This is a genomic window from Caballeronia sp. M23-90 (assembly GCF_053574605.1).
Genome location: NZ_JBSIPA010000220.1, coordinates 1 through 10,419, shown reverse-complemented (window position 1 = coordinate 10,419; position 10,419 = coordinate 1). Strand labels below are relative to the sequence as shown.

The following is a 10,419-nucleotide window of genomic DNA, read 5'->3' as shown; positions in this document are numbered from 1 at the left end:
CCGACGACAATTTGAAACCATCCGCGTCAGTACCCAAGGCCGCGTCAGCCGGCGACTAAATTTTTGCCTCGCCACGTTTGCGACGTGTTTGTGCGACTGTTTGTGCAATTCATAGCGCGATTCAAATGACGCATGCGCGTCAGCCGGACCAGAAAAGTCATGACCCAATCCGTATTCTCGCGCGCCGATGGCGTGCTTCAAGTCGAAGGCGTTTCGGCGGCATCGTTAGCCGAACAGTTCGGCACGCCGCTGTACGTGTACTCGCGCAGCGCGCTGACCGACGCCTATCAAGCTTACGCCGATGCGTGCAAAGGCCGCCGCGCCACCATCCACGTCGCGGTGAAAGCGAACAGCAATCTGGCCGTGCTGAACGTGTTCGCGCGTTTGGGCGCGGGCTTCGACATCGTCTCGTCGGGAGAACTGGCGCGCGTGCTTGCAGCGGGCGGCAAGGCGGAAAACACCGTGTTTTCGGGCGTGGGCAAGTCGGTGTGGGAAATGCGTGAAGCGCTCGATGCCGGCGTCAAATGCTTCAACGTCGAGTCGATTCCTGAGCTGCACGCACTCAACGAAGTCGCCAGGTCGACCGGCAAGAAGGCGCCGGTTTCGTTGCGCGTAAATCCCGATGTCGACGCAAAGACGCATCCGTATATTTCCACGGGTCTCAAGTCGAACAAGTTCGGCGTAGCGTTCAGCGATGCACGCGCGACCTACGCGCAAGCCGCAGCCATGTCGAACCTGAATGTCATTGGCATCGATTGCCATATCGGTTCGCAGATCACGGAAGTGAGTCCGTACCTCGACGCCGTCGACAAGCTGCTTGATCTCGTCGAGCAGATCGAAGCAGACGGGACGAAGATCCATCACATCGATGTCGGCGGTGGACTCGGCATCACCTACGACGACGAGACGCCGCCTGCCATCGGTGAATTCGTGAAAGCGGTGCTCGCGCATATCGAGAAGCGCGGACATGGCGAGCGTGAAGTGTATTTCGAGCCGGGACGTTCGCTGGTTGGCAACGCGGGGCTGTTGCTCACGCGCGTGGAATATCTGAAGCCGGGTGCGGAGAAAAACTTCGCTATCGTCGATGCCGCCATGAACGACCTCGCGCGTCCCGCTATGTATCAGGCGTTTCACCGCATTGAAGCGGTGGGAACGAGCGCGGCGAAGGCCGAACTCTACGACGTGGTCGGTCCCGTGTGTGAAAGCGGCGACTGGTTGGGGAAGGACCGCTCGCTTGCCATCGAACAAGGCGATCTGCTTGCGATCTTCTCGGCCGGCGCGTACGGGTTCGTCATGAGCTCGAACTACAACACGCGCCCGCGCGCCGCCGAAGTGATGGTCGATCACGAACGCGCGCGTCTCGTGCGTGAACGTGAAGAAGTGAAGGATCTGTTCGCCGGGGAATCGATCTTTCCGGATTGAGTTTTCCGCGCAATAGAAAAGGGCGACGCTCGGCATGGCGTCGCCCTTTTTGCATTTTGGAGCCTCAAGCCATACGAGCTTTGGTCATTCTTCCGCGCAGCCAGACAATCACGCGCCAAGCCAGCAATACGACCACGATCGCCCCATAGATCTTCGGCAAGATCAGATCGTGCTTGCCCGCTTTCATCCACCAGAAATGCAGGATGGCGAGCGCGGCGATCGGGTAAATAAGCTTGTGCAGCGTCTGCCAGCGGCGGCCGAGTTTCCTGACCATCGCTTTCGGCGATGTGATCGCGAGCGGAATCAGCAGCACGAACGCCGCGAACCCGACCATGATGAACGGCCGCTTGGCGATGTCCTTCAAGATAGCGAAGACATCGAACCATTTGTCGAACCAGATGTACGTTGTGAAGTGCAGCACTACGTAGAAGAACGCGAACAGCCCGATCATGCGGCGAAAACGCAGCAGCGCGTTGAATCCTGTCAGACGGCGAACCGGCGTCACAGCCAGTGTGATGCACAGAAAAACAAGCGTCCAGAGACCAGTGGATCGCGTAATGAACTCGATTGGATTCGCGCCCAATCCGCCCGTAAATCCAAGCAAGACAATGCGCGCGAGCGGATACAAGCCGCCCAGGAAGACGGCGACTTTCGCCGGCTTGATCCAGTTCGTCTTTGTGGCCGGCGCGGTAGTCCGCGCGGCGGGTCGGGGCTTTACATCGGAAGCCGAAGCCATCCGTTGCTCCTTAGAAGTTGGCCTTGAGGTTCATGCCCTGATACAGCGATGCAACCTGATCGCCATAACCATTGAACATCAGCGTCTTGCGTTTCGGCGTGAAAAATCCGTCTTCACCGATGCGCCGCTCGGTCGCCTGGCTCCATCGCGGATGGTCGACGTTCGGATTCACGTTTGAGTAGAAGCCGTACTCGGCGGGCGCATATTCGTTCCAGCTCGTCTTCGGCTCTTTCTCGACGAAACGAATCTTCACCAGCGACTTTGCGCTCTTGAAGCCGTACTTCCAGGGCACGACGATCCGCACGGGCGCGCCGTTCTGGTTCGGCAGCACCTCCCCGTATAAACCCACCGTCAGCAAGGTCAGCGGGTTCATGGCTTCATCCATGCGCAAGCCTTCCGAATACGGCCAGTCGAGAATCGGCGTGGACAATCCCGGCATCTGCGACGGATCGGCAAGCGAGATGAACTGCACGAATTTGGCGTTGCCCGTCGGCTGTGCACGCTTGACGATCTCGGCGAGCGGAATGCCGATCCACGGAATGACCATCGACCAGCCTTCCACGCACCGCAGCCTGTAGATACGCTCTTCGAGCGGCGCGAGCTTCAGGATTTCATCGATGTCATACACCTTCGCGTTCTTGACCTCACCTTCCACCGAAATCTTCCACGGACGCGGGCGCAGCGAATGCGCGTTTTGAACGGGATCGCCCTTGTCGGTGCCGAATTCGTAGAAGTTGTTGTAGCTTGTGATGTCCTTGAGTGGCGTGACCTTGTCCATCGCGACAAACTTCGTGTTCGTGGTCGCCACGAGCTTCTGGCCCTTTGCATCGGGCGATGTCATGGTTGCGAACGCTTCACCGTTGACGCCGACCAGTCCGGTCGCGGCAAGCGCGCCTGCGGCTTTCAACACACGGCGGCGATTCTCAAAGAACGCACGCGGCGTAATTTCGCTGCGGGGGATTTCATCGCCGAAAAGACGGCTATTGTTCTTGATCAACATCTCGATGCTCCTCAATGCGTTGCGCCCGGCGTGGGCGCTGCCGCTCTACTAGCTATATTCGTGGCAAACACCCATTTGGTTTCACGTATTCCGCCCTGGCAATAAAAAAACCGCCAGCAGATCATGCATGGCGGTTTTTAAACTGGGCTTAACGTAAAAGTTACAGCTTGCCGTAGCTGTGAAGTCCGGAGAGGAACATGTTGACGCCAAGGAAAGCGAAGGTCGTGACCAGCAAACCGGTCAGCGCCCACCATGCAGCAACCGATCCGCGCAGGCCCTTCATCAACCGCATGTGCAGCCACGCGGCGTAATTCAGCCAGACGATCAAAGCCCACGTTTCCTTCGGGTCCCAGCTCCAGTAACCGCCCCACGCTTCGGCGGCCCACAACGCGCCGAGAATGGTCGCGATGGTGAAGAACGCGAAACCCACCGCGATCGACTTGTACATGACGTCGTCGAGCACTTCCAGCGACGGCAGGCGATCTGCCAGAATGCCGCGCTCCTTGACCAGGTAGGTCACGCCGACCATTGCCGCCAGCGCAAAACTGCCATATCCGATGAAGTTCGCCGGCACGTGGATCTTCATCCACCAGCTTTGCAGCGCGGGGACGAGCGGCTGGATCTGCTGCGCATCGCGGGAAATCGAATACCACATCAGGAAGCCGACGGCCGCGCTGATCACGAGCAACACGAACGCGCCCATGGCGCGCGTGCTGTAATGCTCTTCGTAATACAAATAAAACAAAGACGTGATCAGGCAGAACAGCACGAACACTTCATACAGGTTCGAGATGGGGATATGCCCGACGTCCGAGCCGATCAGATACGACTCGTACCAGCGCACCATCAGCCCCGTGAAGCCCATGAGCACGGCCACCCATGTCATCTTCGAGCCGATCGCGCCGCCGGTTGCGGAGCGTGTGACCAGGCCAATCCAGTAGAACACGGTTGCCAGAACGAGCAGCGCGCTCATCCAGAGGATGGCCGACTGGCTGGACAGGAAGTACTTCAAGAAGAAGTTGGTATCGGCGCGGGCCAGATCCGAATGATAAAGCTGCAACGACGACAGCGACAGCAGTGCAATGCACGCAATCAGCAGCCGCACCGGTTTCCAGCGCCACCCGAGCACTACGAACGTCGGCACCGCGGCGCAAAGCACCAGCTTGTCGTAATAATTCATGAACGGGTGATACCGATACAGCGCGAAACCCGCGCCGGCGACCATCGCGAGCGCGAATAGCCAGTCGGTTACACCCAGGCGCTTGAGGAACGGCCGTTCGTCGAACAGGTCGGAATCGACGGGCACTTTGCCCGCGCGCTGCTGCGCCTGTTTTGACTGCGAAGAGGCTTGTGTGAGGTCCATGTTCTTACCGAGTTGAATCGTGCGAGCCGGCGGACTTCGTGTCCGGGGGCGGTTCCGACGTTGGCGATGACGCCGATGGCGCCGCCGGCTGCGATTTGACACCGAGTGCAGCGCCTATCGCGTCGCGCGTTTGCGCGAATTCTTTCTCGAAATCGAGCGTCCGGCGCGCGGTGGACATTGCCATCAACACGCTGGTGCCGCCCGTTGCCGAATCTTTGAGCCAAAACCAGAGACGACGTTCCCGGACGTAAAACATCGAGAAAATGCCGAGTACCAGCAGGGCGCTGCCAAGATACACCACTTTTTTACCCGGCGCGCGTGTCAACTGGAACACCGACGCCTGGATCTGTTTGAACGAGTCAAGTTGCAGGAAAACGGGCGAGCCATACAAAAAGCTGTCCGAAAGCGCATTGATCGACGACTGCACGAACTGCGTGTTCTTCGCATCCGCCTGCGCTTCCGGCATGCCGTTCTGGGCGCGCGAGATTTGCCACAAGTCCCACGTCGCGCCTTCCAGCATGCGCAGCAATAAGCCGGCCGCTTTTTCCTGCTCGCCCTTCGGCACCGATTTATCGATGAAACCCGCGATCGCCTGGAATCCGCCGACAGTTGCGCCGGGTTGAGCCGGAACGCCCGCTTCGTCAGCACCCGCGAACAGGTTCAGCACGCGCAATGCGCTTTCTTCCAGATGGTTCTGCAGGTCGGCGTTGGCTTCCGGCACGGAACGCTGCGCGAAACGATGCGCCGCTTCGACACGCATAGCGGGCGTTTCCAGCGCGGCGCGCAGGTTCATCCATTGTTTGATCGAGCTTTGTTCGTCGGCGGGGATGCGCAGATAGCGAAACGGGTCGTTCGGGCTCAGGCGCATGCCGGCGAGGAACATCGGCTGGCCTTGCACGTCGACGGGCAGCATGTAGTTGTTGAACTCACGCGCCTGTCCGTCCGTGCCGCGCACCTTGTATTGCACCGATGGCCCCACGTTGCGCAAATCCGTCGGCCGCGATGTCTTCGCGCCGGAGCCGAGGCGTTCGTCGAATGCCTGACGCAGCGTTTGCGTCTTGCCGACACCGCGTGCGTCGATCGTACCGTTGCCGTCCGTGATGTTTTCGACGTTGATCGCGCGGAAATCGGTGAACTCGACGCTTTCACCCTGTCCGCCGATGATCTGCGGGCTCATGGGCGCCGTTCCGCCAATCGCGCCCTCGAAAGGCACTGTTTTCGTGCTGCCGCCGGACATGGGCCAGGCGGTCATGGAAAGTTTGGAGCCGCCGTCCTGGAAGCTCGATTGATAGATGGAAATGTTGTCATACGTGAACGGCTTGTTCACCTCCACACGCGCCGGAATGCGCTTGCCGGTCGCATGATCGATCACGACGATATCGCTTGCGAACAGCTTCGGCATACCCGTCGAGTAGTAGTCGACGATGAATTTATCGAGCTGGATGGAAAACGGCAGATCCTGGATCAGCGAGCCGTCCTGCTGGTTCAGGATGGCGGTCGCGACGTGCTGCCCTTCCGGCACCCAGGCGTAACCGCGGAACGTAGGATTCGACGTTGACAACCGGTGCGACGCCGGGATGTCGTTGATGACTTCATTCGACGCAATCGGCGTTTTGTTGAAGAGCCACATTTGCAGCTTGATTGGCAGGTTGCTGTCGAGCAAACCGCCGATACAGATCACCACGATCGCCAGATGCGCCGAGATATAACCGAGCTTCGTCATCGCGCCGCGCTTCGCCGCGATCAGCGTGGCGCCGCTTTCCGTCTCGAGCGTCTTGAACTTGTAGCCCATCTTGCCGGACAGCCGTTGCAACTTGGCAGCGGTCTCGGTGCGCGAGTCCGGCACCGGCGGATATTCACCCTTGTGATGGAACGCGCGCAGGCTTCCCTCGCGCACCCGATCCTTCCAGCTCTTCATGTCCGCGATCATCTTCGGGCCGTTGCGGATCACGCACAGCGACACCGAGATCACCAGGAAAACCAGGATCAGCATGAACCACCACGCGCTGTACACGTTGTAGAGGCTCAGGCCGCGGAAAATATCCGCCCAGAACGGACCGAACTGGTTGACGTAATTCGGGTACGGATCTTCCTGCGTAAGCACGGTCCCGATGATGCTTGCTATTGCAAGAATCACAAGCAGCGCGATGGCAAAGCGCATCGAGCTGATTGTTTCGATGGCATGACGTACGCTGCTACGGCTCGACTTCGACTGCAATCCCGACGTGGTGACGCTCATTCAAACTCCGGCTGAACAGCAAAAAAGGGTGGAGACGCACCGGCACCAGACCGGCGTCCCACCCTTTTTCTTATTTGCACGCCGGTCTCGCTGGACCGGCTTCGTGATGCTTATGTATGCTGGGTTCGCACTATGCCGGACGCTTGTGACGTCCGGACGACGCTGCGCGCATCTTAAAGCAGACCCTCGCGCGGCGCAGATTACTACTTCAATGCAATCCCGCGATGTAGTCCGCCACCGCCTTCACTTCCGCTTCATTCAGGCGCAACGCAATGGTATGCATGGGCTCGCTGTTGTTGCGTGTTCCTTGGGCGAACGCGGTGAGCTGCGCCGCCGTGTAATCGGACCACTGCCCCGACAAGCGCGGATACTGCACCGGCACGCCCATACCTGTTGCACCGTGACACGCGGCGCAAGCGGGAACAGCTCTATCCGTTATGCCGCCACGATAAATCTTCATCCCGAGCGGCACGGTGTTCTTGTCCCGCGCGTAACCGGGCTTCGCTTTCTGCGTCTCAAAATACGCAGCCACGTTGACCATGTCCTGATCGTTCAAAGCGGCCGCCATACCGGCCATGATCGCGTTCTTGCGCGCCGGCTCTTTCGCGCCCGGCTGCGTCTTGTAATCCTTCAACTGCTTGACGATGTACTCGGCATGCTGACCCGCGAGCTTCGGAAACGCGCCGCCGGCGCTGTTGCCATCTGCTCCGTGACACGAAGCGCAGACCTGAGTGGCAATCGCCTGACCCCGCGCTATATCGGGCTTGGCAGGCGCCGCGGCCGCTGCGGGCTCCGCTGCATTGACCGTCTGCGCCGTGAGTGTCCAGCCCACCAACCCCGCTCCGAATGCTGCTGCTAATTCCAAGGCCATCAGAGTCTTGTACAGTCGGTTCATTCGCGTACCCTGTTATTCGTCTTGTGAGAATTGTGAGGTTCTGCAAAACGACGGTTACCGATGCACTGCAAGACACCCGACAGGGGACGCGATACGAGTTCGGTACGGGCAAAAAGATCACTCGCCGCGCGCCCCGAAATCTGCCTTCAAACCTGTCTCACTCCTTATCCCGCTTGGGTCTTGCGTGCCCTGGCTGGTCTTCGTACGACCGTCGTATTGTACAATAACTCGCTAAACGCAAAGACGCCAGTCGGGGCAAGCCCAGTATTCAGTGGCTCCTTACAGCTCGAGTTTCCACAGAATTTCACTTTCGGTCTTCCCATGTCGTCATTCCTGCTCCATCAAGCCCGTTTCTTTACAACGGTCAATCACTTACGCGATCTGCCTCCCACGCCGCAGCCGGAGATCGCGTTCGCTGGACGCTCGAACGCCGGCAAGTCAACGGCCATCAACCTGCTGTGCAATCAGAAGCGGCTCGCGTTCGCGAGCAAGACGCCCGGGCGCACCCAGCACATCAACTACTTCGCCATCGGCCCCGCGGACCAGCCCAGGGCCCACGTGGTGGACTTGCCGGGCTACGGTTATGCCGAAGTGTCAGGCAACGCGAAGCTGCACTGGCAGGCGTTGTTGTCCACGTATTTGCAAAGCCGCGCCCAGTTGGTCGGCATGATCCTGATGATGGATTCGCGTCGCCCGCTGACCGAGCTCGACAAGATCATGCTCGAATGGTTTGCGCCCACCGGCAAGCCAATTCACGCGTTATTGACGAAATGCGACAAATTGACGCGCCAGGAAAGCATTAATACGCTGCGCGCGACCAAGAAAGCGTTCGAGGAATATACGGCGTCCGGATATCGCGGGGAACTGACAGTCCAGCTCTTTTCGGCACTGAAGCGCGTTGGCCTCGACGAAGCGCACGAGAAGATCGAAAGCTGGCTGATTCCCAAGGCGATTGAAGAAAGCGACCCGGCAGACGAGGCGCAGTAAGCCCGCTTCGAGCGGTCCGCGCTCCCGGCATAAAAAAACCCGCCGCATGACGGCGGGTCAAACAGCCTGATCGAATCCTTTACGAATCACCACAGGCACCCGCTCAGGGAGGAGAAGCGGGGAGGTCGGCGCCAGGCGCCTCACTCGATCGGTATGATATACCATTGTCTCGAAATGGTTCTGGAGCTGCCCCGCCTGGCGTCTCAGCCGCCTCCGACGCACGCGCCATCTGGCCGAGCCGCGTCTTCCCGTTAATTTCCCAATTTCAAAAATTCCCGAGTACACGTCATGAGCTTTTATCCGCATCATCGTCCGCGCCGCATGCGCCGGGACGACTTTTCGCGCCGCCTGATGCGTGAAAACCTCTTGTCGACCAACGACTTGATCTATCCGGTGTTCATCGTCGAGGGGACGAATCTGCGTCAGGCCGTGCCTTCAATGCCAGGCGTCGAGCGTACGTCCGTCGACCTGCTGATGAAAGTCGCCGAGCAGTGCATGGAACTGGGTGTGCCGGTTATTTCGCTCTTCCCTGCCATCGAGCCGTCGCTGAAGACGCCCGACGGCCGCGAGGCGACCAACCCCGAGGGCCTCATTCCGCGCGCCGTGCGCGAGTTGAAGAAGCACTTCCCCGAACTGGGCGTGCTCACCGATGTCGCGCTGGACCCGTACACCAGCCACGGCCAGGACGGCGTCCTGGACGAACAAGGCTACGTCATCAACGACGAAACCAGCGAGATCCTCGTCGACCAGGCTCGTACGCAAGCTGAAGCGGGCGTGGATATCGTCGCGCCTTCGGACATGATGGATGGGCGTATCGGTGCGATCCGCGAAATGCTCGAAAGCGATGGCCACGTGCACACACGAATCATGGCGTACGCGGCGAAGTTCGCATCGGCGTTCTATGGTCCGTTCCGCGATGCCGTTGGCTCGGCCACGAATCTCGGCAAGAGCAACAAGATGACCTACCAGATGGACCCGTCCAATTCCGATGAAGCCATGCGCGAAGTCCGCATGGACATTGAAGAAGGCGCCGACATGGTGATGGTCAAGCCGGGCATGCCGTACCTGGACATTGTGTATCGCGTGAAGGAGGAGTTTCGTTTTCCGACTTATGCGTATCAGGTCAGCGGTGAGTACGCCATGATCAAGGCCGCCGCGCAAAATGGCTGGCTCGATCACGACAAGACCATAATGGAATCGCTGCTGGCGTTCAAGCGCGCGGGAGCAGATGGCGTGCTCACGTACTTTGCTTTGGACGCTGCCCGGATTCTGCGGGCTTCGAAATAGCCGGCATGATGGGAACGAAAAAGGCGACGCAATGCGTCGCCTTTTTCGTTTTCCGTACGGTTAATGTTCTACGTCGTAGGCGCCCCAAGCTTGTCGAGGCTCTGCAAAAACTTGTCGGCCGATTCGTAGCCTACTACGCGTGCGACTTCATTGCCCTGGGCATCGAAGAAGATGATGCCCGGCGGTCCGAAAAGCTTGAAACGCTTGAGCAGGGCCTGGTCGTCGGTATTGTTCGCAGTCACATCCGCGCGCAGGAGATTGAGCTGTGCCAAGCGTGCGCGCACTCTCGAATCACTGAACGTGAGATGTTCCATCTCTTTGCACGAGACGCACCAGTCGGCGTAGAAATCGAGCATTGCCGGACGTCCAGCGGCTTTCACCGCGAGATCAAGTTGCTCCGATGACTTCACCGGCGCGAAGGTTTCGCCCGGAGCCGATGCTTGCGTGGCGACCGCTGTTCCGGCACCGGCGCGAGCCGTGAAGACGGCAA

The 10,419-nt window shown here is 59.3% G+C and carries 9 protein-coding genes; 3 read left to right on the top strand and 6 right to left on the bottom strand.

The window, feature by feature from the left end:
- Nucleotides 1-159: 159 nt before the first annotated feature.
- On the top strand, nt 160-1,422 hold the full coding sequence (lysA, locus tag ACRXB1_RS20535) for a diaminopimelate decarboxylase (RefSeq protein WP_449493047.1): 1,263 nt from the start codon (nt 160-162) through the stop codon (nt 1,420-1,422).
- A 64-nt stretch (nt 1,423-1,486) separates the two neighbouring features.
- On the opposite strand, the gene msrQ is transcribed toward lysA, so the two are convergent.
- The 5 genes from msrQ to ACRXB1_RS20510 form a co-directional block, all read right to left on the bottom strand.
- Entirely contained in the window at nt 1,487-2,158 is a 672-nt protein-coding gene (msrQ, locus tag ACRXB1_RS20530) for a protein-methionine-sulfoxide reductase heme-binding subunit MsrQ (RefSeq protein ID WP_062168143.1), read from the bottom strand.
- Nucleotides 2,159-2,168: 10 nt separating this feature from the next.
- Nucleotides 2,169-3,158, bottom strand: a complete 990-nt coding sequence (gene msrP, locus ACRXB1_RS20525; RefSeq protein WP_062000477.1) for a protein-methionine-sulfoxide reductase catalytic subunit MsrP — start codon at nt 3,156-3,158, stop codon at nt 2,169-2,171.
- Nucleotides 3,159-3,318: 160 nt separating this feature from the next.
- Nucleotides 3,319-4,521, bottom strand: a complete 1,203-nt coding sequence (gene ccsB, locus ACRXB1_RS20520; protein WP_062000478.1) for a c-type cytochrome biogenesis protein CcsB — start codon at nt 4,519-4,521, stop codon at nt 3,319-3,321.
- A gap of 4 nt (nt 4,522-4,525) precedes the next feature.
- On the bottom strand, nt 4,526-6,760 hold the full coding sequence (locus ACRXB1_RS20515; protein ID WP_375508117.1) for a cytochrome c biogenesis protein ResB: 2,235 nt from the start codon (nt 6,758-6,760) through the stop codon (nt 4,526-4,528).
- Nucleotides 6,761-6,968: 208 nt separating this feature from the next.
- Nucleotides 6,969-7,655: a c-type cytochrome gene (locus ACRXB1_RS20510; RefSeq protein ID WP_062000480.1), complete on the bottom strand. Its 687-nt coding sequence runs from the start codon at nt 7,653-7,655 to the stop codon at nt 6,969-6,971.
- 321 nt (nt 7,656-7,976) lie between these two features.
- On the opposite strand from ACRXB1_RS20510, the gene yihA reads away from it, so the two are divergent.
- Both yihA and hemB read left to right on the top strand, forming a co-directional pair.
- Nucleotides 7,977-8,642: a ribosome biogenesis GTP-binding protein YihA/YsxC gene (yihA, locus tag ACRXB1_RS20505; protein WP_375508118.1), complete on the top strand. Its 666-nt coding sequence runs from the start codon at nt 7,977-7,979 to the stop codon at nt 8,640-8,642.
- A gap of 288 nt (nt 8,643-8,930) precedes the next feature.
- Nucleotides 8,931-9,929, top strand: a complete 999-nt coding sequence (hemB, locus tag ACRXB1_RS20500; RefSeq protein ID WP_449493046.1) for a porphobilinogen synthase — start codon at nt 8,931-8,933, stop codon at nt 9,927-9,929.
- Between the two features lie 68 nt (nt 9,930-9,997).
- On the opposite strand, the gene ACRXB1_RS20495 is transcribed toward hemB, so the two are convergent.
- On the bottom strand, nt 9,998-10,419 hold a 422-nt coding region (locus ACRXB1_RS20495; RefSeq protein ID WP_449493045.1), incomplete at its 5' end, for a thioredoxin fold domain-containing protein.

What these genes read in the sequence shown, in the direction of transcription:
- yihA (WP_375508118.1), top strand. Translation starts at nt 7,977, where the DNA reads ATGTCGTCATTCCTGCTCCATCAAGCCCGTTTCTTTACAACGGTCAAT.
- lysA (WP_449493047.1), top strand. Translation starts at nt 160, where the DNA reads ATGACCCAATCCGTATTCTCGCGCGCCGATGGCGTGCTTCAAGTCGAA.
- ACRXB1_RS20515 (WP_375508117.1), bottom strand. Translation starts at nt 6,760, where the DNA reads ATGAGCGTCACCACGTCGGGATTGCAGTCGAAGTCGAGCCGTAGCAGC.
- hemB (WP_449493046.1), top strand. Translation starts at nt 8,931, where the DNA reads ATGAGCTTTTATCCGCATCATCGTCCGCGCCGCATGCGCCGGGACGAC.
- msrP (WP_062000477.1), bottom strand. Translation starts at nt 3,158, where the DNA reads ATGTTGATCAAGAACAATAGCCGTCTTTTCGGCGATGAAATCCCCCGC.
- ACRXB1_RS20510 (WP_062000480.1), bottom strand. Translation starts at nt 7,655, where the DNA reads ATGAACCGACTGTACAAGACTCTGATGGCCTTGGAATTAGCAGCAGCA.
- msrQ (WP_062168143.1), bottom strand. Translation starts at nt 2,158, where the DNA reads ATGGCTTCGGCTTCCGATGTAAAGCCCCGACCCGCCGCGCGGACTACC.
- ccsB (WP_062000478.1), bottom strand. Translation starts at nt 4,521, where the DNA reads ATGGACCTCACACAAGCCTCTTCGCAGTCAAAACAGGCGCAGCAGCGC.